The organism is Streptomyces avidinii, from assembly GCF_045161815.1.
GTDB lineage: Bacteria > Actinomycetota > Actinomycetes > Streptomycetales > Streptomycetaceae > Streptomyces > Streptomyces avidinii.
The window spans coordinates 5,663,529-5,688,521 of sequence record NZ_CP108863.1 but is presented as its reverse complement, the minus strand read 5'-3'; the positions used below and the strand labels follow the sequence as shown (position 1 = coordinate 5,688,521).

The 24,993-nt window shown below is 72.8% G+C and carries 19 protein-coding genes; 12 read left to right on the top strand and 7 right to left on the bottom strand.

Annotated elements, in window-relative coordinates; all coding sequences use genetic code 11:
- Positions 1-37: 37 nt before the first annotated feature.
- Positions 38-2,638 (top strand): aminopeptidase N, encoded by a 2,601-nt coding sequence (gene pepN / locus OG373_RS25490; protein WP_405440561.1) that lies wholly within the window; start codon positions 38-40, stop codon positions 2,636-2,638.
- 114 nt (positions 2,639-2,752) lie between these two features.
- Here pepN and OG373_RS25485 read toward each other — a convergent pair whose 3' ends face one another.
- Genes OG373_RS25485 through OG373_RS25470 form a run of 4 tightly spaced genes read right to left on the bottom strand, consistent with a single transcriptional unit; the run spans position 2,753 to position 6,994 of the window.
- A complete protein-coding gene (locus OG373_RS25485; RefSeq protein ID WP_405440559.1) occupies positions 2,753-3,655 on the bottom strand; it encodes a LysR substrate-binding domain-containing protein in 903 nt (300 codons plus the stop codon).
- Positions 3,656-3,665: 10 nt separating this feature from the next.
- Positions 3,666-4,586 (bottom strand): DMT family transporter, encoded by a 921-nt coding sequence (locus OG373_RS25480; protein ID WP_405440557.1) that lies wholly within the window; start codon positions 4,584-4,586, stop codon positions 3,666-3,668.
- A gap of 50 nt (positions 4,587-4,636) precedes the next feature.
- Positions 4,637-5,569 carry an EamA family transporter gene (locus OG373_RS25475; protein WP_405440555.1) on the bottom strand — a complete coding sequence of 311 codons (933 nt, stop codon included), beginning with the start codon at positions 5,567-5,569 and terminating at the stop codon, positions 4,637-4,639.
- 60 nt (positions 5,570-5,629) lie between these two features.
- Positions 5,630-6,994 carry an MFS transporter gene (locus OG373_RS25470; protein WP_405440554.1) on the bottom strand — a complete coding sequence of 455 codons (1,365 nt, stop codon included), beginning with the start codon at positions 6,992-6,994 and terminating at the stop codon, positions 5,630-5,632.
- 105 nt (positions 6,995-7,099) lie between these two features.
- Between OG373_RS25470 and OG373_RS25465 the strand changes: the two genes are divergently transcribed.
- Positions 7,100-7,591 carry a MarR family winged helix-turn-helix transcriptional regulator gene (locus OG373_RS25465; protein ID WP_397728968.1) on the top strand — a complete coding sequence of 164 codons (492 nt, stop codon included), beginning with the start codon at positions 7,100-7,102 and terminating at the stop codon, positions 7,589-7,591.
- A 109-nt stretch (positions 7,592-7,700) separates the two neighbouring features.
- On the opposite strand, the gene OG373_RS25460 is transcribed toward OG373_RS25465, so the two are convergent.
- Both OG373_RS25460 and OG373_RS25455 read right to left on the bottom strand, forming a co-directional pair.
- A complete protein-coding gene (locus tag OG373_RS25460) occupies positions 7,701-7,940 on the bottom strand; it encodes a hypothetical protein (RefSeq protein ID WP_397728970.1) in 240 nt (79 codons plus the stop codon).
- Between the two features lie 20 nt (positions 7,941-7,960).
- On the bottom strand, positions 7,961-9,985 hold the full coding sequence (locus tag OG373_RS25455) for a 4-alpha-glucanotransferase (RefSeq protein WP_405440553.1): 2,025 nt from the start codon (positions 9,983-9,985) through the stop codon (positions 7,961-7,963).
- Positions 9,986-10,186: 201 nt separating this feature from the next.
- On the opposite strand from OG373_RS25455, the gene OG373_RS25450 reads away from it, so the two are divergent.
- Positions 10,187-13,177, top strand: coding sequence for a beta-N-acetylglucosaminidase domain-containing protein (locus OG373_RS25450; RefSeq protein WP_405440552.1), 2,991 nt, complete (start codon positions 10,187-10,189; stop codon positions 13,175-13,177).
- 188 nt (positions 13,178-13,365) lie between these two features.
- On the opposite strand, the gene OG373_RS25445 is transcribed toward OG373_RS25450, so the two are convergent.
- Entirely contained in the window at positions 13,366-13,902 is a 537-nt protein-coding gene (locus OG373_RS25445) for an HNH endonuclease (RefSeq protein ID WP_189964438.1), read from the bottom strand.
- A 285-nt stretch (positions 13,903-14,187) separates the two neighbouring features.
- Between OG373_RS25445 and OG373_RS25440 the strand changes: the two genes are divergently transcribed.
- The 9 genes from OG373_RS25440 to OG373_RS25400 all read left to right on the top strand — a co-directional run bounded on the left by OG373_RS25440 (position 14,188) and on the right by OG373_RS25400 (position 24,961).
- Positions 14,188-15,270, top strand: a complete 1,083-nt coding sequence (locus tag OG373_RS25440; protein ID WP_397728976.1) for a mechanosensitive ion channel family protein — start codon at positions 14,188-14,190, stop codon at positions 15,268-15,270.
- A gap of 152 nt (positions 15,271-15,422) precedes the next feature.
- Positions 15,423-16,682, top strand: a complete 1,260-nt coding sequence (locus OG373_RS25435; RefSeq protein WP_397728978.1) for an ROK family protein — start codon at positions 15,423-15,425, stop codon at positions 16,680-16,682.
- A 134-nt stretch (positions 16,683-16,816) separates the two neighbouring features.
- Positions 16,817-18,160, top strand: a complete 1,344-nt coding sequence (locus tag OG373_RS25430) for an ABC transporter substrate-binding protein (RefSeq protein WP_405440549.1) — start codon at positions 16,817-16,819, stop codon at positions 18,158-18,160.
- 4 nt (positions 18,161-18,164) lie between these two features.
- A complete protein-coding gene (locus OG373_RS25425; RefSeq protein WP_405440548.1) occupies positions 18,165-19,109 on the top strand; it encodes a carbohydrate ABC transporter permease in 945 nt (314 codons plus the stop codon).
- Positions 19,106-19,993 carry a carbohydrate ABC transporter permease gene (locus tag OG373_RS25420; RefSeq protein ID WP_405440547.1) on the top strand — a complete coding sequence of 296 codons (888 nt, stop codon included), beginning with the start codon at positions 19,106-19,108 and terminating at the stop codon, positions 19,991-19,993. Before OG373_RS25425 ends, OG373_RS25420 begins: the two co-directional genes overlap by 4 nt.
- A 5-nt stretch (positions 19,994-19,998) precedes the next feature.
- On the top strand, positions 19,999-21,264 hold the full coding sequence (locus OG373_RS25415; protein WP_405440545.1) for a 6-phospho-beta-glucosidase: 1,266 nt from the start codon (positions 19,999-20,001) through the stop codon (positions 21,262-21,264).
- On the top strand, positions 21,255-22,244 hold the full coding sequence (locus tag OG373_RS25410) for an N-acetylglucosamine kinase (protein ID WP_405440544.1): 990 nt from the start codon (positions 21,255-21,257) through the stop codon (positions 22,242-22,244). The genes OG373_RS25415 and OG373_RS25410 overlap by 10 nt, the downstream gene beginning before the upstream one ends.
- A gap of 207 nt (positions 22,245-22,451) precedes the next feature.
- Positions 22,452-23,858, top strand: coding sequence for a hypothetical protein (locus OG373_RS25405; RefSeq protein WP_405440543.1), 1,407 nt, complete (start codon positions 22,452-22,454; stop codon positions 23,856-23,858).
- Between the two features lie 5 nt (positions 23,859-23,863).
- Positions 23,864-24,961: a glutamate ABC transporter substrate-binding protein gene (locus OG373_RS25400; RefSeq protein WP_405440541.1), complete on the top strand. Its 1,098-nt coding sequence runs from the start codon at positions 23,864-23,866 to the stop codon at positions 24,959-24,961.
- Positions 24,962-24,993 lie beyond the last annotated feature (32 nt).

Here is a 24,993-nt window from a genome sequence, read left to right as displayed (position 1 = left end):
ATGGCCGGGCAACGTCACCATCGAAGGAGATGAACGCGTGCCAGGCACGAATCTCACCCGTGAAGAGGCTCAGCAGCGGGCCAAGCTGCTGACCGTCGACTCCTACGAGATCGAACTCGATCTCAGTGGCGCACAGGAGGGTGGCACCTACCCGTCCGTGACCACCGTGCGCTTCCAGTCGGCCGAGGCCGGGGGCGAGACTTTCATCGACCTGGTCGCTCCGGCCGTGCACGAGGTCGTCCTCAACGGCAAGTCGCTGGACGTCGCGGCCGTCTTCCACGACTCCCGTATCGCGCTGAACCACCTGGCGGCCGGGGCCAACGAGCTCCGTGTCGTCGCGGACTGCGCGTACACGAACACCGGTGAGGGCCTCCACCGCTTCGTCGACCCGGTCGACCAGCAGGCATATCTCTACACCCAGTTCGAGGTTCCGGACGCGCGGCGGGTCTTCGCCAGCTTCGAGCAGCCCGACCTGAAGGCCACGTTCCAGTTCACCGTGACGGCCCCCGAGGGCTGGACGGTCATCTCGAACTCCCCACGGGACATTCCTGAGGGGGCGGAGGCCGCCGACGTCAAGGACAACGTCTGGCGCTTCGAGCCGACCCCGCGCATCTCCTCGTACATCACGGCGCTGATCGTCGGTCCGTACCACGCGGTGCACAGCTCCTACGAGGGCCCGGACGGCCAGTCCGTGCCGCTCGGCATCTACTGCCGGCCCTCGCTCGCCGAGTTCCTCGACGCGGACGCGATCTTCGACGTGACCCGGCAGGGCTTCGACTGGTTCCAGGAGAAGTTCGCCTACGACTACCCCTTCGCCAAGTACGACCAGCTCTTCGTCCCCGAGTTCAACGCGGGCGCCATGGAGAACGCGGGCGCGGTCACCATCCGCGACCAGTACGTCTTCCGCTCGAAGGTGACCGACGCGGCGTACGAGGTGCGCGCGGAGACCATCCTCCACGAGCTCGCGCACATGTGGTTCGGCGACCTGGTCACCATGGAGTGGTGGAACGACCTGTGGCTGAACGAGTCCTTCGCGACGTACACGTCGATCGCCTGCCAGGCGTACGCCGAGGGCTCGAAGTGGCCGCACGCGTGGACCACCTTCGCCAACTCCATGAAGACCTGGGCGTACCGGCAGGACCAGCTGCCGTCCACGCACCCGATCATGGCGGACATCCGTGACCTCGACGACGTCATGGTCAACTTCGACGGCATCACCTATGCCAAGGGCGCCTCGGTCCTCAAGCAGCTCGTCGCCTACGTCGGCATGGACGCCTTCTTCAAGGGCGTGCAGGCGTACTTCAAGGCGCACGCGTTCGGGAACACGCGCCTGTCCGACCTGCTGGGCGCGCTGGAGGAGACCTCCGGCCGCGACCTGACCGCCTGGTCGAAGGCGTGGCTGGAGACGGCCGGCATCAACATCCTGCGCCCGGAGGTCACCACCGACGCGAACGGTGTGATCACCGCCTTCGGCATCCGCCAGGAGGCGCCCGCCCTGCCCGCCGGCGCCAAGGGCGACTCCACCCTGCGCCCGCACCGCATCGCGGTCGGCCTGTACGAGCTCCAGGACGGCGCCCTCGTGCGCACCGACCGGATCGAGCTGGACATCGACGGCGCGCTGACCACGGTGCCGGAGCTGGTGGGCCGCACCCGCCCGGCGGTCTTCCTGCTGAACGACGACGACCTGTCCTACGCGAAGGTCCGCCTGGACGAGGCGTCCCTCGCCGTCGTCACCGCGCACATCGGCGACTTCACCGAGTCCCTGCCGCGCGCCCTGTGCTGGGCCTCGGCCTGGGACATGACGCGCGACGGCGAGCTCGCCACCCGCGACTACCTCTCGCTGGTCCTCTCGGGCATCGGCAAGGAGTCCGACATCGGCGTCGTCCAGTCGCTGCACCGCCAGGTGAAGCTGGCCCTCGACCTGTACGCCGACCCGGCGTGGCGGGAGGAGGGCCTGGCGGCCTGGACCGAGGCCACCCTGGAGCACCTGCGCGGGGCCGAGCCGGCCGGCGACCACCAGCTGGCGTGGGCGCGCGCCTTCGCGGCCACGGCCCGCACCGAGGGGCAGCTGACCTACCTTTCGGCGCTGCTCGACGGCGCGGCGGAGATCGAGGGCCTGGCCGTCGACACCGAGCTGCGGTGGACCTTCCTGGAGCGGCTCGCCGCGACGGGCGTCGCCGGGGAGGAGGCCATCGCGGCGGAGCTGGAGCGGGATGCCACCGCGGCGGGCGAGCGCCACGCGGCAACCGCCCGGGCGGCGCTCCCGACGGCGGAGGCCAAGGCCGGGGCGTGGGCCTCGGTGGTCGAGTCCGGCGACCTGCCGAACGCGGTGCAGGAGGCGGTGATCGGCGGCTTCGTCCAGACCGACCAGCGCGAGCTGCTGGCCCCGTACACCGAGAAGTTCTTCTCGGCGGTCAAGCAGGTCTGGGAGACCCGCAGCCACGAGATCGCCCAGCAGATCGCGGTGGGCCTGTACCCGGCGCTCCAGGTCTCGCAGGAGACCCTGGACGCGACGGACGCGTGGCTGGCCTCGGCCGAGCCGAACGCGGCCCTGCGCCGCCTGATCTCGGAGTCCCGCGCGGGCGTCGAGCGCGCCCTGAAGGCCCAGGCCGCCGACGCCGCCGCCGCGCAGGTCTGACGGCTCTCGCCGTAGCCGGGTCTCCGCCCGGACCCCGCGCCTCGAACGCCGGCGGGGCTGAATTTCAGCCCGTCCGGCGGTCGAGGCCCGGGTCCGGGCGGAGCCCGGGAACCCCTACCGCCTGGCCGCGGCCGCTTCGCGGAGGGCCGTCAGGACGTGGGACAGGGCGGGCGCGGACTCGGCGCCGCGGCGGACCGCCGCGATCACGTGGCGGGTCGGACGGTCGTGGGCCAGCACCCGGACCGTCCCGCCCGAGGCCCGGCTCGACACCATCCGGGGGACCAGTGCCACCCCCATCCCCGCCTCCACCATCGCCAGGATCGCGGTCCACCCGGACGCCGAATGCGCCTGTTCCGGGACGAAGCCCGCCGCCTCGCAGGCGGACCGGGCGATCTCCGACCAGGGGCCGCTGCCCCCGTAGATCCACGGGTCGCCGGACAGGTCCGCCAGCCGCAGGTCGGCCGCGGCCGCCAGCGGATGGCCCGGCGGGAGCGCCACGTCCAGCGGGTCCTCCAGGAGCACGACCCGGGTGAACCGGGGATCCCGCGCGGTGGGCGCATGGGCCGCCAGGGACAGCGCCAGGTCCACGCCCCCGGCGGACAGGAGCTCGTACGACTCCGCGGCCTCCGTCTCCCGGACCCGGACCTCCACACCGGGGTGGGCCCGCCGCAGGGCGGCCACCGCGGGGACCACGAGCGCCGGTACCGCGGTGGAGAAGGCGCCCACCCGCACCTCCCCCGTGTCACCGGCGAGGTATCCGGCCAGTTCCGCGTCGGCCCGCTCCAGTTGGGCGAACACCGCCTCCGTGTGCCGCAGGACGAGGTGGGACGCGTCGGTGAGCCGTACCCGGCGGCCGTCGGCCTCCAGCAGCACCACTCCCAGTTGCCGGGCGAGGTTGGTCAGTTGCTGCGAAACGGCCGAGGGCGTCATGTGCAGCGCCTCGGCCGTCCGGGTCACGGTCCCCTGTTCGGCGAGGGTCCGCAGGATCCGCAGCTTCTTGATGTCCCACTCCGTCATGGGCCCGAACCTACCGCCGGGCACTCCCCAGCCCGACCCCTCCGAGGATCAGCGCCATGCACAGCAGCTGCGCCGGTCCGGTCCGCTCGCCCAGGAGCAGGAGGCCGAGCCCGGCCACACACACCGGCTGGAGGTAGTAGACGACTCCCGCGCGGGCCGCCCCGATCATCGAAACGGCCTTGTTCCAGGCGAAGAAGGCGACGGCGGAGGAGAAGACCCCGACGTACAGCAGCGGTCCGACCGTCCCGGCGTTGATCTCGAAGCCGCCCTGGACGGAGACGGAGACGGCATAGGCGGGTGCCAGCATCAGCGCGCCGAGCACGAAGGTGGTGATCAGGAAGGCGAGTCCGCCGAGTTCGGCGGGCTTTCGCCGCAGCAGGGCGCTGTACGTGGCGAAGGACAGGGCGGCGCCGAACATCCACAGGTCGCCGGCGCCGAAGTCGAAGCCGATCGAGCCGTCCCCGACGAGCAGCAGCACTCCGAAGGCGGCGAGCAGGAGGCCGAAGGTCCGCCGCCTGCCGAGCCGTTCGCCGCCGAGGCGGGCGTAGAGCGCCATGATGACGGGCGAGGCGGCCATGATCATGCCCATGTTGGAGGCGGAGGTGGTCAGTCCGGCCTGGTGCACGAGCGTGTTGTAGAGGGTGACTCCGAACAGCGAGGCGAGGGCGATGAAGCCGAGGTGGCGCCGGATCAGGGCCCGCTGCTGCCAGGCCTGCCGGGCGGCGAAGGGGGCGACGGCGAGCAGGGCGATGATCCAGCGCCAGAAGACCGCCTGGACGGGCGGGACGGTCTCGGCCATGCCCCGGGTGGCGACGAAGCTGCCGGACCAGACGACCGTCGCCAGCAGCGCGAGGAGCACGCCGAGCCCGGCGGCGCCCTTCCTTGCGGTACTGCCGGGCTCGGCCTGCGAGACGGTACGGACGCGGTCCATGACGGCCACTGTGGGTCTGCTCCTCGAAGTCGGCGGGTGGTGCGTGCGACCTACCGTCGCACCCCTCCATCCGTCAGGTCCATCGAAATGTTCTGATCGCTCTTTTCAGGAGAACTGAACGATTTGGCGCTGCGGGCGGCTGCCGGCTGACCGGCCACGGTGGCCGCGAAGGCGATCGTCATCCCGACGAGCTGCACGGGCGACAGCGCCTGCCCGAGGGCGGCCCAGCCGATGACGGCGGCGGTCAGCGGGGAGAGCGGGCCGAGCAGGGTCACCGAGGTGGCACTGAGGGCTCCGATGCCGCGGAACCACAGCCAGTACGCGATACCGGTGTTGATCAGAATCATGTAGCCGTAGCCGAGGAAGGCCTTGCCGTCGAGTGCGGGCGGGGCTCCCTCGACGAGGGCGGCGACCGGGATGATGAACAGCCCGCCCGCGGTGAGCTGCCAGCCGGTCATCGCCAGCGGGCCCACACCCTCGGGGCGGCCCCAGCGCTTGGTCATCACGGTGCCGGCGCCCATGGAGGCGGAGGAGATCACACCGGCGATGACGCCGACCGCATCCAGCCTCGCCTCGGCGGTGAGGACGACCATGCTCACGCCGAACGCCCCCACGACGGCCGCCAGCACGGTGCGCAGGCTCGCCCGCTCCCCGAGGACCAGCGCGGCCAGTCCCACGACGAACAGCGGGCCGGCGGCGCCCAGTACGGCCGCGACCCCGCCGGGGAGCCGGTAGGCGGAGAGGAACAGCAGCGGGAAGAAGGCGCTGATGTTGAGGATGCCGAGGACCGCGGACTTCCACCACCACCGGCCCTTGGGCAGGGTGCGGGCGAGCGCGGTCAGCAGCAACCCCGCGGGCAGCGCCCGCATCACCCCGGTGAACAGGGGCCGGTCGGGCGGAAGCAGTTCGGTGGCCACGGCGTAGGTGGAACCCCAGGAGATGGGGGCGAGCGCGGTCAGCGCGACGGTGACTGGACGCTTCATGGCGGGCGGCTCCTCGATCGGGCGGGGCGAGCGGGCGGGCGGGCGGAACGGTGACGGGCCTCAGGCGGCGGCGGTCACGTCCACCGGCGCGGCGGCCGGCGTCGCGGGCGGCGCCGCCGTCGGCGTCTCGGCGGCGGCCCCGACGGACACCGGCGGCTCGGCGTGCACGGCCTCGGCCGGCAGGTGCCGCTCCAGGCGGAGCAGCGCCAGGGCGGCGCCGAGGGCGGCGACGGCCAGAACGGCCCAGGGCAGGCGGCCGTCGACGGCGAGCAGGGCGGTGAAGAGGGAGGGGGCGAGCGCCCCGGCCAGCGAGTAGGACAGCTGGTAGGTGGCCAGGTAGCGGCCGCGGACCGGCTCGGGGGCGGCGGAGACCGACAGGGCGCCGCCGGAGGGACTGTGCACGAGCTCCCCGAGGGTGTAGGCGACGACGATGGCCAGCAGGGCGACCAGGGTGACGCTCTGCCCGGGCCGCAGGGTGCCGAGCACGATCTGCCCCACGAAGGCGGCGGCGAAGAGCAGGGCGCCGAGCGCGGCGGAGCGGGTGCGGCGGGCACCGGAGCGGCGGACCCGGCCCGCGATCAGTACACCGATCCCGGCGCACAGGACGGTGTTGACGGTGAAGGCGGCTCCGGTGAGGGAATCGGGGGCCTTCAGCCAGGTGGAGAGGTAGAGCGGGAAGAGGACGGAGAGGGCGGAGTAGCCCAGCGCGGTGAGGAAGTTGGTGGCGGTGAGCCCGAGGAAGGGCCGGTCGCGCAGGACCGTCCGGTACCCGATGGATCCGCTCGCGGCCGTGCCTTTCACGTCTGCCGTGCCTGCCACGCCTGCCGTGCGGACCGACCGGACCCGGCTGACGAGCAGTCCGGCGAGGGCGAAGGCCAGGGCGCTGCCCCAGGCGGTGTACGTGAATCCGCCGGTGCCCCACAGCGCCAGCACCCCGGACACGAGCAGGGCGCCCGCGCCCATCCCGGCGTTCTGCAGGGCGCGGGTGGACGCCTGGAGCCGGTCGCGGGCGGCGCCCCGGGCCACCTCGCCGATCAGGGACTGCTGGACGACGCCGAAGGAGCGGTCGGCGAGCGCGGTGACGAGGGCGACGGCCGCGAAGGCGGGCAGGGAGCCCGCGAAGGGGTAGAGGGCGAAGCCCAGCGCCCGTATCCCGTAGAGCACCAGGTTGACCCGCTTGGCGCCGAACCGGTCGACGGCCGAGCCGGCCAGCGGCATGAACGCCAGTCCGGCCAGCCCGGTGACGGTCATGACCAGGCCGACGAGAGTGAGGGAGAGGCCGGTGACGTGATGGAAGAAGACCAGCGAGAACGGGATGTACATACCGATCCCGACCGCGCTGATGCCGATACCGAGGAGCAGCGACCGCTCCCCCGCGACCTTCGCCTCCCCCGACCCGGCCGTCTTTCCCGTGAACACTGCCATGACCCCTCCCCCGAACTCGATTGCCAGTAAGTAGCTTACCGCTAAGCTACTTACCGTCAAGCAACTTTCTTGCGAACGATCTCGGGGAAGCCGGATACTGCACCCATGAGTGACGACAAGGACGCGGTGGACGCGATCACGGCCCAGTGGTTCGCTGTGCGCCCCGACCTGGAGACGGCTCCCATGGCCGTCTTCGGACGCATCTACCGGATCGCCAAGGCCATGGGCGACGCGATGGAGCAGTGCTACGGGCGCTTCGGCATCTCACGCGGCGAGTTCGACGTCGTGGCCACCCTGCGCAGGTCGGGCGACCCCTATACCCTCTCGCCCCGCCAGCTCTCGGCCACGCTCATGCTCACCACGGGCGGCATGACCGGGCGTCTGGACAAACTGGAGAAGGCCGGACTGCTCGTCCGCAAGCCCGATCCCCACGACCGGCGGGGGCTCCACGTGACGATCACCGACCGCGGCCTCGCGCTCATCGACGAGGCCGTCACCGCAGGGCTGGAAGTACAGCGCGCCGCGCTCACCGGGCTCACCGACGAGGAGGTCGCCGTCCTCACCGGCCTGCTCCGCCGGCTCCTGGCCGGCGTCTGAGGACACGACAAGGCGCCGGGGGTCGCCACACGGCCGATTCGAATCGGCGGTGCGGACCCCCGGCGCCCGGGAAGATCTACTGGTCCCGACCCCTGGGGGCCGGACCGGATCAGGCCTGCTTCGGCTTCCTGTCCGACTTGTCGAGGACCATCACGAGACCCGTGATGACCAGGAAGATCACGATCGGAAGCACCACGTACAGGCCGACCGTCTCGCCGACGCTCAGACCCGGACCCGGGTCGTCACCGTCGTCGCGGGTGAGCGCGAGGGCGGGAGACGTCATCAGCAGCATCATCAGCGCGGTTCCGGCCGTGACGGCGCCGGCGCGCAGAGCGTTCTTCTTGTCCACGGTGCAAACGTAGCGAACACCTAAACGGGGCGCGCGCCCGGGGGTGCCGTACGAGTACGCGCGCCCTCCCCCACCGCGCTCAGCAGGGCGTTCGCCCGGGGCGAGGACACCAGCTCCTCCAGCGTCAGCGGCCGCCCGGCGGCGTCGGCGACCGGCAGCCGCCAGTTGGGGTACTGGTCCCAGGTGCCCGGCAGGTTCTGCGGCCGCCGGTCCCCGACCGCGTCCGGCAGCCATACCCCGACCAATCGCGCCGGGGTGCGCAGAAGGAAGGCGTACAGGGCCCGTACGGCGGCCTCCTCGCCCTTGGTGTCCAGTCCCAGGCCGTCCAGCAGCTCCAGCCACTCGGCGGTGTCGGCGGCGTCCTGGTCCCGCTCCAGCTCGGCCGGTCGGGTCAGCAGGCCGAGCCGGTCGCGCAGTTCCACATGGCCCCCGGCGAGTTTGGCGGCCGTCGGCGGCAGGTCGTGCGTGGTGACGGTGGCCAGGCAGTCGGCCCGCCAGGCCTGCGGGGCGAGCGGACTCCCGCCGCCGTCCCAGTCCCGCTCGAACCAGAGCACCGATGTGCCGAGCACCCCGCGCCGGGCCAGCTCCTGACGGACCCGCGGCTCCACCGTCCCGAGGTCCTCGCCGATGACGAGCGCGCCCGCCCGGTGAGCCTCCAGGACGAGGATCGCCAGCATGGCCTCGCCGTCGTAGCTGACGTACGCCCCCTCCGCGGGCGGGGTCCCCTCCGGGATCCACCAGAGCCGGAACAGCCCCATCACGTGGTCGATCCGCAGGGCGCCCGCGTACCGGAACACCCCGCGCAGCAGCGACCGGAAGGGCGCGTAGCCGGTGGCGGCCAGTACGTCCGGGCGCCACGGGGGCAGCCCCCAGTCCTGGCCGCGCGCGTTGAAGGCGTCCGGCGGCGCGCCGACCGAGATGTGCCGGGCGTAGCAGGGGGAGCCGAAGACGTCGGAGCCCTGCGGGTGCACCCCGACGGCGAGGTCGTGGACGATGCCGACCGTCATGCCGGCCTCGCGGGCGGCCCGCTGCGCCGCAGCGAGCTGGCCGTCCGTCAGCCAGACCAGCCAGCGGTGGAAATCGCTCCGCTCCTTCGGGTCCTCCTCCCCCGCGTGCCCGGCGCACCAGGCGGCGTGCACATCCAGCGGAGCGCCCTGTTCGGCGCAGAACGCCCGGTAGGCGGCTTCGCGTTCGGGCGTGCGCGGGACGGCGTACAGCAGTTCCAGGGCGGACCGCTTGAGCTCCCAGACCGCGTCCCGGTCGATCAGCGCGCCCTTCTCCAGGACCTGGCGGCGCAGCTCACCGCCGCGCGAGGCGAGGTCGTCGAGCGCCCGGCGGTCGGGGCAGTCGGCGTACTCGGGAACGTCCTCGATCCGCAGGTGCACGGGGTCCGGGAAGCGCCGCGAGGAGGGCCGGTACGGGGAGGGGTCGGTCGGGTCCCCGGGCACGGCCGCGTGCAGCGGATTGACCTGGATGAACCCGGCGCCGTGGGTGCGGCCCGCCCAGCGGGCCAGTTCCGCGAGGTCTCCGAGGTCGCCCATGCCCCAGGAGCGCTCGGAGAGCAGGGAGTAGAGCTGCACGAGCAGCCCGTGGGCCCGCTCGGGCGCGGCCGGCGCCCGCCGCGGGGCCACGACCAGGGTGGCCTCGGCGGTGCGCCCGTCGGGGGCCTCGGCGGTGAGCCGGTGGACGCCGAGGGGCAGCCCGGGGCCCCACGCGAGCACCGCACCCGTCTCCTCCTCCGCCACCCGCACCCGGGTGCCCGGCGGCAGCACGGCGGGTTCCGGGGCCACGGGCTCCCCCTGCCAGAGCACCACCGTGGGCGGCAGCAGCCGCCCGGCCGCCTCCCGTGCGGCCTCGGCGCCGGCCCGGATGCTTCCGGCGTCGTCGGTGACCACCCCCAGCACGGCGAGGACCGCCTTGACGGTGGCCTCCGGCACCGGGACAGTGACGTCGGCGGCGGGCCGGTAGTCGGTGGCGACGCCGTACTGGGCAGCGAGCCGGGCCAGGTCGTCCATCTGCGGGCGCTCCTTCGTGCGTGCGGGCATGAGGGCATGAGGATGTGTCAGAAGAGTGGTGCACGGGGGTCGGACGCCGCCGGGGAACACCGCGTCCATACCCACTCGGAGGCACCGCATTCCTGGCACATCCGGGGCAGATCACCCACTCACATTGACACTCCAGCCGCACGGATGGTGGGCTCAAGCTCATTCGTACGAGTGGGGGACGTCTCGCGACGAGGAGGCTCGGTGCAGCTCAGGGGCAGGAGGCGGACCACCGCCGTCGCTGTGGCGGTGATCGGTACGCTGCTGGGCGGCGCCGTGGCCTCCGCGCCACCCGGGAGCCTCGCGGCGCCCTCCGTACCGACCGGACCCGGCCGTGTGCCGGCCTCCGGCATCGCCGTCGGGGGGCCCGCGCTGGACCCCGGCGCCGACACCCCCCGGGCGGCCTCCGAGGGGCCCGCCGTATGGCCCCGGCCGCAGTCGATGACCGCCGATCCGGCGCGCGAGCTGCCGCTGGGCGCCGAGGCCGTACTCGTCGCACCGGCCGACGCCGATCCGTACGCCGTCCAGGTGGTGCGGGACGCCCTGCGCGCGGCGGGCGTACGGACCGTCCACGAGCAGGCCCCCGGGACGCCGCTGCCCGTGCGCGGCACCCTCGTACGGCTCCAGGAGCCGGGCGCGGAGGAGGCGCTGCGGGCGCTCGGCGCGAGCGCCCCGGCGGACCTGCCGGCCGGGGGCTACCGGCTGGGCGTGGGCCGCCACGCGGGCCGGGACACGATCGCGCTGTCCGGAGTCGGGGAGGACGGGCTGTTCCACGCGGCGCAGACGCTGCGCCAAGTGCTCGCGGCGGGCGGCGGGAAGGTGCCCGGAGTACTGGTGCGGGACTGGCCGGCCGCCCCGGTGCGCGGGATCACCGAGGGCTTCTACGGACAGCCGTGGACCCGGGAACAGCGCCTCGCCCAGGTGGACTTCATGGGCCGCACCAAGCAGAACCGGCTGCTGCTCGCGCCCGGCGACGACCCGTACCGCACGACCGCCTGGCGCCAGGACTACCCGCAGGCGCAGCAGGAGGATTTCCGCGCACTGGCCGAACGGGCCCGCGCCAACCGGATAGTCCTGGCCTGGGCGGTGACGCCCGGGCAGTCGATGTGCCTGGCCTCGGAGGCCGACCGGGCGGCGCTCACCCGCAAGCTGGACGCGATGTGGGACCTCGGTTTCCGCGCCTTCCAGGTGCAGTTCCAGGACGTCAGCTACACCGAGTGGGGCTGCAAGGCCGACCGGGACCGGTACGGGAAGGGCCCGGCGGCGGCCGCGAAGGCGCACGCGGAGGTCGCGGGCCATGTCGCGGCGCACCTGGCCGCCCGGTACCCGGGGGCGCCCGCGCTCTCGCTGCTGCCGACGGAGTACTACCAGGAGGGCGCCACCGCCTACCGGACCGCCCTGGCGGGCGCGCTGGACCCGCGGGTGGAGGTGGCCTGGACGGGTGTGGGCGTGGTCCCTCAGACGATCACGGGCAAGGACCTGGCCGGGGCGCGCTCCGCCCTGGGGCACCCCCTGATCACCATGGACAACTACCCGGTGAACGACTGGGATCCGGGCCGGATCTTCCTCGGCCCGTACACGGGCCGCGAACCGGCGGTGGTGGGCGGCTCGGCGGCGCTGCTGGCCAACGCCATGCCGCAGGGCACCCTGTCCCGTATCCCGCTGTTCACGGCCGCCGACTTCGCATGGAACCCGCGCGGCTACCGGGCCGGCGAGTCCTGGGCCGCGGCGGTGCGCGACCTGGCGGGCGCCGATCCGCGCACGCGCGAGGCGGTGGCGGCACTGGCCGGGAACACCGCGTCGTCGGGGCTGGGGCAGGAGGAGTCGGCGTACCTGAAGCCGCTGGTCGAGCAGTTCTGGCGGGCCCGCGCCGCGGGCGACCCGGCTGCCGGAACGGCGCTGCGCAGGGCGTTCGCCGTCCTGCGCGAGGCCCCGGGCCGGCTGCCGGCCCTGTCCGGCGAGGCCGGGCCCTGGCTGGAGCGCCTGTCGCGCTACGGGGCGGCGGCCGAGCTGGCGGTGGACGTCCTGCAGGCCCAGGCCCGCGGGGACGGGGCAGCCGCCTGGCAGGCCTCCCGCGCCCTGGCCGAGGCCCGCGAGGCGCTGGCGGAGCAGGGCACGGCCCAGGTGGACAAGGCGGTACTGGATCCCTTCCTCGCGAAGGCGGCGTCGGAGGCCGATGCCTGGACCGGGGTCACCCGCAGGACCGGCACGGTCACCAAGGAGGCCGAGGCCTGGACCGTACGGCTGGAGGCCCCGCGCCCGGTGTCGGCGGTGACGGTGATGACCGAGCCGCTCCCGGCGGGGGCGCGGGGCGCCGTGGTGGAGGCCCACGTACCCGGCGAGGGCTGGCGCAAGGTCGCCGACGCCGCCGCCGCGGGCTGGACCCAGGTGGACACGGCGGGGCTGAGGGCGGACGCGGTACGGCTGTCCTGGGCCGGGGCCGAGTCGGCACCGGCGGTGCACCAGGTGGTGCCGTGGTTCGCGGACGGCCCGCGGGCCCGCTTCGAACTGGCGGACCGGGCCGCGGTGGACGCCGAGATCGGCGGCGCCGCGCAGCGGGTCACGGCGCAGCTGTCGGCCCTGGGCCCGGGCGAGGTCCGCGGGCCGCTGTCGGCGCGGCCGCCGGCGGGCATCGTGGTCCGCCTTCCGCAGACCGCGGTGGTCCCGCGCGGCGGCCAGGCGTCGATCCCGCTGGAGGTCAGCGTCGCCCCGGGCACCGCGCCGGGCAGCTACCAGGTGCCGGTGACCTTCGACGGGGAGTCACGCACCCTGACCGTGCGTGCGGTGGCCCGTACCGGCGGCCCGGACCTCCTGCGCACCGCGCGGGCGACCTCGTCGGCGAACGAGACCGCCGATTTCCCGGCTCCGGCGGCGGTGGACGGCTCGGCGACGACGCGCTGGTCCTCACCGGCGGTGGACGGTGCGTGGTGGCAGGCCGAGCTGCGCGCCCCGGCGCGGGTGGGCCGGGTGGAGCTCCACTGGCAGGACGCGTACCCCTCGGCGTACCGGGTGGAGACCTCCGCGGACGGGGTGACCTGGCGCCCGGGGGCAGCCGTCTCCGCCTCCCGCGGCGGCCGCGAGTCCCTCCGGCTGGACGCCCCGGACACCCGCTTCGTGCGGATCACGTGCGAAACCCGCGCGACGCGCTACGGCTGCTCCCTCTGGTCGGCGGAAGCCTACGCAGTCACCCCGTAGCCCCCGCCCCACTCGACCCCGCTCCCCCAGCCCCGCCGGCGTTCGAGGCGCGGGGCCGGGGGCGGAGCCCCGCTCTTCCAGCCCCGCCGGCGTTTGAGGCGCGGGGTCCGGGGCGGAGCCCCGTGGAGGCCGGGCCGCAGGTTCCCCACCGGGCGCGACCCCGGACGGAACCTGCGGCCCTGTGGAAGCTAGCCGGCCGCCACCCCGATCCGCTCCAGCGCGTCCTGCGCCCCGTACGGCTGGAGGTACGGCATCCAGCGCGGATCCCGGTGGCCCGTACCGATGATCCGCCACGCCAGCCCGGACGGCGGCGCCGGCTGATGACGCAGGCGCCAGCCGAGTTCCAGCAGGTGCCGGTCGGCCTTGACGTGGTTGCAGCGGCGGCACGCGGCGACGACGTTGTCCCAGGCGTGCTGGCCGCCCCGGCTGCGCGGAATGACATGGTCGACGCTGGTGGCGACGGCCCCGCAGTACATGCAGCGGCCGCCGTCCCGCGCGAACAGTGCGCGCCGGGTGAGTGGAACGGGCCCCCGGTAGGGGACCCGCACGAAGCGCTTGAGCCGTACCACGCTGGGCGCGGGGACGACCCTTGTCGCGCTGTGCAGATAGGCGCCGGATTCCTCCAGGGAGACTGCTTTGTTCTCCAGGACGAGGACGAGCGCGCGGCGGAGCGGTACGACGCCGAGGGGCTCGTACGACGCGTTGAGGACCAGGACGTGCGGCACGGACTGCCTCCTTGTACGCCGGCGGCGCGTGGCTCGCGCCGGGACGATCTGCTCTCCAGTCTCTCCTTACGGCTGGTCGAAACGCCACCACGCGCCCGTAACGGGTCCGAGGTGTTTTCAACCACACTCAGTCATCCCCAGGTGAGTCTGGTCTCTCCCTCGAACACGGCACCAAGGTGAAGGGATTGCCCCGTTAGTGTGGTTGGTCTGCCCCGCATACCCCCGGTTCCGTCCGGGGGTACCCCCGGTTCCGCGGGCAGACCGCTACACCTGGAGGTTCCCGTCGTGCCCTGGCCCGCCGCTCTGCTGCCGCAGGCAGCCGAAGTTCCGGACGCGCCCGAATCGGTCAAGGAGGCGCAGGCGAGCGTCACCGAGGCCGCCAGCTTCATCGAGCAGAACTGGGCCACCTGGCTGAGCATCGGCCTGCGGATCCTGCTCATCGTCGTGATAGCGGCAGTCATCCGCTCGGCGGTCCGCAAGGCCCTGACCAAGCTCATAAACCGGATGAACAGCAGCGCCGAGGCCGTGGAGGGCACCGCGCTGGGCGGCCTGTTGGTCAATGCCGAGCGGCGGCGCCAGCGTTCGGAGGCGATCGGCTCGGTGCTCCGGTCGGTGGCCTCGTTCCTCATCCTCGGCACGGCCGCGCTGATGGTCCTGGCCGCCCTGAAGATCGATCTGGCCCCGCTGCTGGCGAGTGCCGGTGTGGCCGGTGTGGCGATCGGTTTCGGCGCCCGGAACCTGGTGACGGACTTCCTGTCCGGCGTCTTCATGATCATGGAGGACCAGTACGGCGTCGGCGACAAGATCGACGCGGGTGTGGCCTCGGGCGAGGTCATAGAGGTCGGACTGCGCGTGACCAAGCTCCGCGGCGACAACGGTGAGATCTGGTACGTCCGCAACGGGGAGATCAAGCGCATCGGCAACCTCAGCCAGGGCTGGGCGACCGCGGGCGTGGACGTGCAGGTCAAGCCCTCGGAGAACCTGGCCAGGATCCGCGAGGTGGTCAAGGAGGTAGCCGACTCCATGGCCAAGGAGTCCCCGTGGGACGAGCGCCTGTGGGGTCCGGTGGAGGTACTGGGCCTGGACGAGGTGCTGCTCGCCTCGATGACCGTGAAGGTGTCCGCCAAGACCATGCCCGGCCAGCAGTTCGCGGTGGAGCGGGAGCTGCGCTGGCGGATCAAGGAGGCCTTCGACGCCGCGGGCATCCGGATCATCGGCGGCATGCCGGCCGCCGACGAGGACGAGGAGACCCCGGCGGACCCGTCGGCCTCGGTCGCCGCGCCGTCCGCCCTGTCGAACCCGGCCTCACCGCAGTCGCTCGCCACCGCCCCGATCCCGCCGCCGGCCGGCCCCCGAATCACCAAGTAGCCGCAGCACGCCGCACGAGCACCGCACGAGCACCCGCCGCCCCGCAGGTCATTGCCGAAATGGCAGAGCCTGCGGGGCAGCGGCATTGACACAGTTCAACAGGTGATAGGAAACTTACCTAACAGATCACCTCGGTGAGGGAGAGCCGCTCGATGCCCGCCGCCACGCCCGGAACGCCCAGCCTGTTGCGCGCCATGAACGACCGGGCCGCACTCGAACTCATGCTGACGCACGGCCCGCTCTCCCGGACCCGTATCGGGCACCTGACCGGGCTGTCCAAGCCCACCGCCTCCCAGTTGCTGGCCCGTCTGGAAGCGGTCGGACTCGTCGTCGCCACCGGCACCGACGGCGGCCGCCCCGGCCCCAGCGCCCAGCTCTACGCGATCAACCCGCGGGCCGCGTACGTCGGCGGCCTCGACGTCACCCCGGAGCGGGTACTGGCGGCCGTCGCCGACATCACGGGCACGGTCGTCGCCACCCACGAGGTCCCCTACACCGAGGGCGCCGAGGCCGTCGACCAGGTGACCGAGGCCCTCGGGGAGGCCGTCAAGGCCGCCGGGCTGCACCGCTCCGACCTGCGGCGGGTGGTCATCGGCACCCCGGGCGCCTTCGACCCGCAGACCGGCCGGCTGCGCTACGCCAGCCACCTCCCCGGCTGGCACTCCCCCACCCTCCTGGAGGACCTGGCGGCGGCCCTGCCGATGCCCGTCGAGTACGAGAACGACGTCAATCTCGCCGCCGTCGCCGAACAACGGCTCGGCGCCGCCCGCGGCCACGAGGACTTCGTCCTGCTGTGGAACGAGGAGGGCCTCGGCGCCGCGCTGGTGCTGGGCGGCCGGCTGCACCGCGGCTGGACCGGCGGCGCGGGCGAGGTGGGCTTCCTGCCCGTGCCGGGCCGCCCCCTGGTCCGGCAGGTCACCCGGGCCAACTCCGGCGGGTACCAGGAGCTGGCCGGAGTGGAGGGACTGCCCCGGCTCGCCGCGGAACTGGGCGTCGAAGCCGCGGCCGCGCCCGGTGCGGCCGATGCGTCCGCGGCCCCCGCCCCGGGCCCGGCCGCGTCCGGGGCCCCGCACGGCCCGGAGGTCGCCGCCGCCGTCGCCCTGCTCACGCGGGCCGCCGCCGCGCCCGAAGGGGCGAACCTGAGCTTCCTCCAGTCGTACGCCACCGCGCTCGCCACCGGTCTCGCCTCGGTGGTCGCCGTACTGGACCCGGAGATCGTGGTCCTGTCCGGGGCCGCGATCAGCGCGGGCGGCGAGCCGCTGCGCGCCCTGCTGGAGGCAGAGCTCGCCGAACTGGCTCCCTCCCGGCCCCGGCTGGTCCCCGGCGAGGTACGGGAACGCGCGGTCCTGCACGGGGCGCTGGAGAGCGCGCTGGTCGCCACCCGGGACGAAGTGTTCGACACCTCCGGCTGATCCCGCGCGCACCCCGCGCACCCGCACCACTCACACCGGCCACACCCCTCGCACCCCTCGCACCCCTCGCACCGCCACGCTCCACCCCACAGGCACCCCCACGGAAGTTCCTCCCGCAGAGAGCGAGCCCCGCCATGCCCAGAACCGGTCGAACCGCACGCCTGACCACCGCAACCGCCCTCCTCGCGGCGATATCCGCCCTCGCCACGGCCTGTACCGGCCAGAGCGCGGACACCGCCTCCGACGACCCGAAGGCGGACGTCACCCTCAACTTCTGGCACGGCTGGTCCGCGCCGAGCGAGGCCAAGGCGATCGAGGACAACATCGCCCGGTTCGAGAAGGCGCACCCGAACATCAAGGTCAAGGTCACCGGCAACATGACCGACGACAAGATCAACCAGGCGCTGCGCGCGGGCGGGGACAAGGCCCCCGACGTGGTCTCCTCCTTCACCACCGACAGCGTGGGCAAGTTCTGCAACTCCCGCGCCTTCGCCGACCTGAACCCCTTCCTCGCGAAGTCCGGGGTGGACAAGACGAAGGTCTTCCCCAAGACCCTGCTGGAGTACACGGAGTTCAACGGCAACCAGTGCACGCTGCCGCTGCTCAACGACGCGTACGGGCTCGTCTACAACAAGACCGCCTTCGCGGCCGCCGGCATCACCGAACCCCCGAAGACCTGGAGCCAGTTCGTCGAGGTCGCGCAGAGGCTGACCAAGCCCAAGGGCGACTCGTACGAGCAGGTCGGCCTGATGCCCACCTTCCACGGCTACGAGACCACCCCCATGCGGCTCGCCGCCCAGTGGAGCCCCACCTACTTCGCCGCCGACGGCAGCTCCAACCTGGCCGGGGACCCGGCCTTCGCGAAGATGCTGACCGCGCAGAAGGACCTGGTGGCAAAGCTCGGCGGCTACGAGAAGCTGGAGCGCTTCCGCAACACCTTCGGTGACGAGTGGGGCGCCGAACACCCCTTCCACACAGGCCAGGTGGCCATGCAGGTCGACGGCGAGTGGCGCGCGCCGATGGCCAAGGAGGCCGGCGTCACCTTCGAGATCGGCACCGCGCCGCTGCCCGTCCCCGACGATCAGCTCGCCGACTACGGCAAGGGCTACCTCTCCGGCACGATCATGGGCATCGCCGCGGGCAGCGCGAAGCAGAACGCCGCCTGGGAGCTGGTCAAGTACATGACCACCGACACCGAGGCGGTGGTGGCCTTCGCCAACGCCATCCACAACGTGCCGTCCACGCTCGCCGCCCTGGAGTCCCCGGACCTCCAGGTGACTCCGGAGTTCAAGACGTTCCTCGACATCGCCCGGCACCCGAAGTCCAGCACCACCCCGGCCAAGGCCGACGGCGGCACCTACCAGCTGACCTTCACGGACTTCGCTTACGCCGTCGAGAAGGGCGATGTCAGCGACATCCCGGCCGGTCTCGCCAGGACCGACCAGCAGATCGACACGGACATCGCGAAGGCGAAGTAGCCCGATGCCCGCCGCCCACCCCCTGCGATCGAAGCAGCGGCGCTCCGCCCTGCGGACCGCGGCCTTCATGTCCCCCTGGCTGATCGGCTTCTCGGTCTTCTTCGTCTACCCGCTGCTGTCCACCGTGTACTTCTCCTTCACCCGGTACGACGGCTTCCGGCAGCCCTCCTTCAACGGCCTGGACAACTGGAGCTACGTCTTCTCGGACTATCCGCTGTTCTGGCCGGCGATGCGCAACACACTGTGGCTGGTCCTGGTGATGGTGACCTGCCGGGTCGCCTTCGGCCTCGGCATCGGCCTGCTCATCACGAAGATCAAGACGGCGACCGGGGTCTTCCGGACCCTGTTCTACCTGCCGTACCTGGCCCCGCCGGTCGCCGCGACCCTGGCCTTCGTCTTCCTGCTGAACCCCGGCACCGGCCCCGTCAACACCCTGCTGGACGCGGTGGGGCTGCCCACCCCCGGCTGGTTCACCGACGCCGACTGGTCCAAGCCGGCGCTGACCGCCCTCGCGCTGTGGGGGGTGGGCGACCTGATGGTCATCTTCATGGCCGCACTGCTCGACGTACCGAAGGAGCAGTACGAGGCCGCCGAGCTGGACGGGGCCGGTGCCTGGGCGCGGTTCCGGCACATCACCCTGCCCAACATCTCGCCGATCATCATGTTCGCGGTGGTCACCGGCGTCATCCAGGCCATGCAGTACTACGCCCAGCCGCTGGTGGCGGGGAAGGTCGCGGCCGGTGTGATCGGCGGCTCGGGCCAGCAGTTCGAGCCGGGCTACCCCGACAAGTCCACCCTGACCCTGCCGCAGCTCGTCTACAACCTCGGGTTCCAGCGCTTCGACTACGGCACCGCGTGTGTCGTCGCGCTCGTCCTGTTCGCCCTCTCCATGGCCTTCACCGCGCTCCTGATGCGGCGCCGTGGCGGTCTGATCGGAGCAGGTGAATGAGTACGCGCACGCACAGCGGCGGCAGCGGTGACAACGGCAGCAGCAGCAGCCGGAGATCGTCCCGGGCGGTCCTGCACTGGGTCGGGGTGCACTCGCTCGGCGTGGCCGCCGCCCTCTTCTTCGTCCTCCCCTTCGTCTTCCTCCTCCTCACCTCCCTGATGGGCGACCGGCAGGCACTGACCCGCGACCTGTGGCCCCACACCTGGGAATGGGGCAACTACGCGAAGGTCTGGCACACCCCGGGCTTCCTGACCTGGTGGCGCAACACGCTCCTGTACGCAGGACTCGGCACCCTGTTGACCGTGGTCTCCTCCGTGCCCGTCGCGTACGCGCTCGCCAAGTTCCGCTTCCGCGGCCGGCGGCTCTCGCTGCTGCTCGTGATCGCCATGATGATGCTGCCGCCGCAGGTGGTGGTCATCCCCATGTACCTCTTCTGGGCCAAGCAGCTCGACCTGTCCGGCACCCTGTGGCCGCTGATCGTCCCGATGGCCTTCGGCGACGCCTTCTCCATCTTCCTGCTCCGCCAGTTCCTGCTGACCATCCCCGACGAGTACCTGGACGCGGCCCGCGTCGACGGCTGCGGCGAGGTGCGCACCCTGCTGCGCGTGGTCCTGCCGATGGCCCGGCCCGGGATCGCCGCCGTCGCGCTCTTCCAGTTCTTCTCCGCCTGGAACGACTACTTCGGCCCGCAGATCTACGCCTCCGACAACCCGGCCGCCTGGACCCTCAGTTACGGACTGGAGTCCTTCAAGGGAGCGCACCACACCAACTGGAACCTGACCATGGCCGCGACCGTACTGGTCATGGCACCGGTGATCGTCCTCTTCTTCTTCGCCCAGAAGGCGTTCGTCGAGGGAGTCACCCTGACCGGCGTGAAAGGCTGAAGACGATGAAACTCGCAGTGGTGGGCGGCGGTTCCACCTACACCCCCGAACTGATCGACGGATTCGCGCGGCTGCGCGACACCCTGCCCGTCAGCGAGCTCGTCCTGATCGACCCGGCCGCCGAACGGCTGGAGCTGATCGGCGGCCTGGCCCGGCGGATCTTCGCCCGGCAGGGTCACCCGGGCCGCATCACCACCACCTCCGACCTCGACGCGGGCATCGCCGGGGCGGACGCGGTCCTGCTCCAGCTGCGCATCGGCGGGCAGGCCGCCCGGCTGCAGGACGAGACCTGGCCGCTGGAGTGCGGCTGTGTCGGGCAGGAGACCACGGGCGCGGGCGGGCTCGCCAAGGCGCTGCGCACCGTCCCGGTGGTCCTCGACATCGCCGACCGGGTCCGGCGGACGAACCCGGACGCGTGGATCATCGACTTCACCAACCCGGTCGGGATCGTCACCCGGGCCCTCCTGCAGGCCGGGCACAAGGCCGTCGGGCTGTGCAACGTCGCCATCGGCCTCCAGCGGAAATTCGCGGCGCTGCTGGACCTGGCGCCGGCCGACATCCACCTGGACCACGTGGGCCTCAACCACCTCACCTGGGAGCTGGGCGTACGCCGGGGCGGCCCGGACGGCGAGGACCTGCTGGCGACCCTGCTCGCCGAGCACGGCGAGGCCGTCGCCGGGGACCTGCGGCTGCCCCGGGCGGTGCTGGACCGGCTCGGCGTCGTGCCCTCGTACTACCTGCGCTACTTCTACGCCCACGACGAGGTCGTCCGGGAGCTCGGGACCAAGCCCTCGCGGGCGGCCGAGGTCGCCGCGATGGAGCGTGAACTGCTCGCCCTGTACGGGGATCCCGCGCTCGACGAGAAGCCGGCCCTGCTGGCGAAGCGGGGCGGCGCCTTCTACTCCGAGGCGGCCGTGGACCTGGCCGCCTCCCTGCTGGGCGACGGCAGCCCGGCCGTGCAGGTGGTCAACACGTACAACAACGGCACCCTGCCCTTCCTGCCGGACGACGCGGTCATCGAGGTCCAGGCCCGCGTCGACGGCTCGGGCGCGGCTCCGCTGGCGGTGCCGCGGCTGGACCCGCTCTTCGCCGGGCTGATCTCGCACGTGAGCGCCTACGAGGACCTCGCGCTGGACGCGGCGCTGCGCGGCGGGCGCGAGCGGGTGTTCAAGGCACTGCTGGCGCACCCGCTGGTCGGGCAGTTCGAGCTGGCCGAGGGGCTGACCGACCGGCTGCTCGCCCACAACAAGGAGCACCTGCCATGGGCGTGACCCTCCCCTCGGTGCTGGCCATCGACGCGGGCAACAGCAAGACGGACGTGGCGCTCCTCGCCCCGGACGGCTCGGTGCTGTGCTCCGGCCGGGCCGGGGGTTTCCAGCCTCCGCGGACGGGGGTTGCGGCGGCCGTCGACGTGCTCGCCGAGGCGATGGCCGACGCCGGACTGAGCGCCGACCGCGCGGCCGGACCGTGGGCCGAGCGGGTGTCGGCGTGCCTGGCCAACGCCGACTTCGCCGTGGAGGAGGAGGAACTGGCGCGCGAGATCGAGGGCCGCAACTGGGGCCGCGCGACGGCGGTGCACAACGACACCTTCGCGCTGCTGCGCTCCGGGATGCCGACGGGGGCCGACCCGTGCGGTGTCGCGGTGGTGTGCGGGGCGGGCATCAACTGCGTGGGGATGACCCCGGACGGGCGGACCGCACGCTTCCCCGCGATCGGCCGGATCTCCGGCGACTGGGGAGGCGGGGGCGGACTCGCCAAGGAGGCCCTGTGGTTCGCGGCCCGGGCCGAGGACGGCCGGGGCGGGCCGACGGAGCTGGCCCGGGCACTGCCCGCGCACCTCGGCCACGCTTCGATGGCCTCGCTGATCGAGGCGATGCACCTGGGCCGGGTGCCGCACGAGCGGCGCCACGAGCTGGCGCCGGTGCTGTTCGCTGTGGCGGCGGCCGGTGACCCGGTGGCCCTCTCACTGGTGCACCGGCAGGCGGACGAGGTCGTGGCGATGGCGTCGGTGGCACTGGACCGCCTGGGCCTGCTGGGGCAGGAGGTGCCGGTGGTGCTGGGCGGCAGCGTGCTGACGGCCGGCCACCCGCAGCTGGACGACCGGATCGCGGCGGGTCTCGCCCGCCGGGCCCCGCGCGCCCGGATCTCCGTGATCACGGCGCCGCCGGTGCTGGGCGCCGGACTGCTCGGCCTCGACGCGCTCGGGGCCCCGCACGGGGCGTACGAAAAACTCCGTGCTCATTTCGGGTGAACCCGCCCCGGAAGTCCTCCGGTCTGGAACCGTGGCGCACGTGCGGACGTATTGACGGTGAAGGGGCGACGAAAGGCACCCCCGGGGGCGGATCGCCCCGGATCCAGCACCGGGTGCTGTGGTCGACCGGCACTACGGCCATACTGCTGCGCAGGGGGTACCTCCCAGCGTCGGCTGGGGGACGACAGGACCGAGGGGGAGGTCACGGTGGCGATCACATCACGCGCGCCCGCGCCCGGGGGCGGTGTTTCCGTGCCGCCCGCCGGGCCGTCGGTGCCACCGCCCGGCGGACCGCCGCGCGGCACCGCCTGGGCCGAGGGCGTCGAGCGGCTGCGCGAGGCGGCGACCACCGAGCCGGGCCGGCTGCGCATCATCGGCGCGGTACTGGCCGCCCTGATCGTGCTGTTCGGCACGGTGAGCGTCTGGGAGATCTCCGACCGGGCCGCGGCCGCCGATGACGTGGTGGGCCGCAGCCAGCCGCTGAGCGCGGACGCGGCGAGCATCTACCGCTCCCTGGCGGACGCCGACACCACCTCCTCCAGCGGGTTCCTGCTGGGCGCCCAGGAGCCGCGCGAGGTCCGCCAGCGGTACGAGAAGGACATCGCCAACGCCTCCAGGCTGCTGGTGAGCGCGGCCGCCAACACCGGCGGCAACGAGGACTCCCGCAAGCAGATCACCCTGCTGAGCGAGCAGCTCCCGCGCTACACCGGCCTGGTCGAGCAGGCCCGGGCCACCAATCGGCAGGGCCTGCCGCTGGGCGGCGCCTACCTCCGCTACGCCAACGAGCAGATGACCACCCAACTGCTGCCCGCCGCGCAGCGCCTGTACGAGTCGGAGACCAAGCGGCTCTACACGGACCACGACGACGCCCGGTCCTGGCCACTGGCCTCGATCGGTCTGGGCCTGCTCGCGGTCGCCGCCCTGGTGTGGGCGCAGCGCCGCAACTACCGGCACACGAACCGGGTGCTCAACCACGGACTGGTGGCCGCGACGGCCGCGTCGGTGGTGGTCCTGCTGTGGCTGGCCGTGGGGCATACGGTGGCGCGGTCCTCGCTGAACGAGGCCCGGGTCGACGGGCAGGAGTCCATGAAGGTGCTCAATGACGCGCGGATCGCCTCCCTCCAGGCGCGGGCGGGTGAGAACCTGACCCTGATCGCGCGGGGCGCCGTACTGGCCGAGGACAAGAAGTCCGACAAGTACGACGTGGACTTCACCAACAACATGAAGCAGTTGGACGCCGGGCTGGCGACCGCGCTGCGGCTGGCCGACGACGAAGCCGGCCGGAGCCCCGTCAGCCGGGCCGTGGACGGCGTGAAGCAGTGGCAGCAGCGGCACACCGCGGCCCGGGAGGCGGACTTGAAGGGGGACTACGAGGCCGCGCTGCCCCAGGTCGTCGGGGACGACGAGCACAAGGAGAGCAGCGGCGCCGCCTTCGACACGGTGGACGCCTCCCTGGAGCAGGCCGTCGCCCACGAGCAGCGGGAATTCACCCGGGCGGCCGGGGACGGCCTCGGGGCGCTGAGCGGTCTGGTGACCGGCTCCGCGGCCCTGGTGGTCATCGGCGCGGCAGCGGCTCTGCTCGGCATCGGGCGCAGGCTTTCGGAGTACAGGTGAGCGCGATGCGGATACGAGCCGGGCGGGCCGCCGAAGGTCACGAGAACCACGAGAACCACGCTGGTCCCGAGGGTCCGGAGGCGGCTCCGGCCGCCGTGTCCGGGATCCGCCGCGCGGCACGCCGGCTGCGCGGCTGGGGCGGGGTGAGCGCGATGGCCGTCGCCTGCGCGACGACCGCCGCCGTCGTCCTGCTGCCGCTGGCGCACGCGACGCCCGACACCGGCCGGCCGGTGGTCCGCCGGCCCGCCTCGATGGCCGCGGCCCCGGCCGCACCGTGGGTCCCCACCGACACCTGCCAGGACCCCGAGGCCAGCCTGCGCCCCGCCGAGGTGGACGGGGCGACCATCGCCCGCATCAAGGCGGCGGGCAAGCTCGTCGCCGGTGTGGACCAGAACAGCTTCCGCTGGGGCTACCGCAACCAGACGGCCGAGGGCAGCCGCCTCGACGGCTTCGACATCGACCTGGTGAAGGCCATCGCCAAGGACATCCTGGGCGACGAGAACGCGGTCATCTACCGGGCCATCCCCACCAGTCAGCGCATCCCCGCCCTCCAGGAGGGGCGCGTGGACGTCGTCGTGCGAACCATGACCATCAACTGCAAGCGGCTGGAGGACGTCGCCTTCTCGACGGCCTACTTCGAGGCGGGGCAGCAGGTGCTGGCACCCAAGGGCTCGCCGATCACCGGCTACGACACCTCCCTGAAGGACCGGCGGATCTGTTTCGCGGCCGGCTCCACCGCGGAGGCGGCCCTGAAGGCCCAGGCGTACGGCTCGGTGCCGGTCACCGTCGCCAACCAGCTGGACTGCCTGGTCCGGCTCCAGCTGGGCGAGGTCGACGGCATCATCACCGACAACGCCCTCGCGGCCGGCCAGGCCGCCCAGGACCCCTCCGTACAGCTGGTGGGCTCCCCCTTCACCCGTGAGTTCTACGGGGTGGCGATGAACAAGGACGCCTCGGACCTGGTCCGCAGGGTCAACAAGGTGCTGGAGAACTACCGCGCGGGCGGCGGTGAGAGCCCGTGGATGAAGGCGTACCTCAAGCACCTGCAGCCCGTGCTGCCCGGCGTGACCGCGCCCCCCGCGCCCAAGTACCGGGACGGCTGAGGTCCGTGACGGTTTCGGAAACGGGACCGGGC

Excerpts from the sequence above, each read along its gene's own strand:
- OG373_RS25485 (WP_405440559.1), bottom strand. The coding sequence starts at position 3,655 with ATGACGGAGTGGGACATCAAGAAGCTGCGGATCCTGCGGACCCTCGCC.
- OG373_RS25480 (WP_405440557.1), bottom strand. The coding sequence starts at position 4,586 with ATGGACCGCGTCCGTACCGTCTCGCAGGCCGAGCCCGGCAGTACCGCA.
- OG373_RS25475 (WP_405440555.1), bottom strand. The coding sequence starts at position 5,569 with ATGAAGCGTCCAGTCACCGTCGCGCTGACCGCGCTCGCCCCCATCTCC.
- OG373_RS25470 (WP_405440554.1), bottom strand. The coding sequence starts at position 6,994 with ATGGCAGTGTTCACGGGAAAGACGGCCGGGTCGGGGGAGGCGAAGGTC.
- OG373_RS25465 (WP_397728968.1), top strand. The coding sequence starts at position 7,100 with ATGAGTGACGACAAGGACGCGGTGGACGCGATCACGGCCCAGTGGTTC.
- OG373_RS25455 (WP_405440553.1), bottom strand. The coding sequence starts at position 9,985 with ATGCCCGCACGCACGAAGGAGCGCCCGCAGATGGACGACCTGGCCCGG.
- OG373_RS25435 (WP_397728978.1), top strand. The coding sequence starts at position 15,423 with ATGCCCGCCGCCACGCCCGGAACGCCCAGCCTGTTGCGCGCCATGAAC.
- OG373_RS25430 (WP_405440549.1), top strand. The coding sequence starts at position 16,817 with ATGCCCAGAACCGGTCGAACCGCACGCCTGACCACCGCAACCGCCCTC.
- OG373_RS25425 (WP_405440548.1), top strand. The coding sequence starts at position 18,165 with ATGCCCGCCGCCCACCCCCTGCGATCGAAGCAGCGGCGCTCCGCCCTG.
- OG373_RS25420 (WP_405440547.1), top strand. The coding sequence starts at position 19,106 with ATGAGTACGCGCACGCACAGCGGCGGCAGCGGTGACAACGGCAGCAGC.
- OG373_RS25415 (WP_405440545.1), top strand. The coding sequence starts at position 19,999 with ATGAAACTCGCAGTGGTGGGCGGCGGTTCCACCTACACCCCCGAACTG.
- OG373_RS25410 (WP_405440544.1), top strand. The coding sequence starts at position 21,255 with ATGGGCGTGACCCTCCCCTCGGTGCTGGCCATCGACGCGGGCAACAGC.
- OG373_RS25400 (WP_405440541.1), top strand. The coding sequence starts at position 23,864 with ATGCGGATACGAGCCGGGCGGGCCGCCGAAGGTCACGAGAACCACGAG.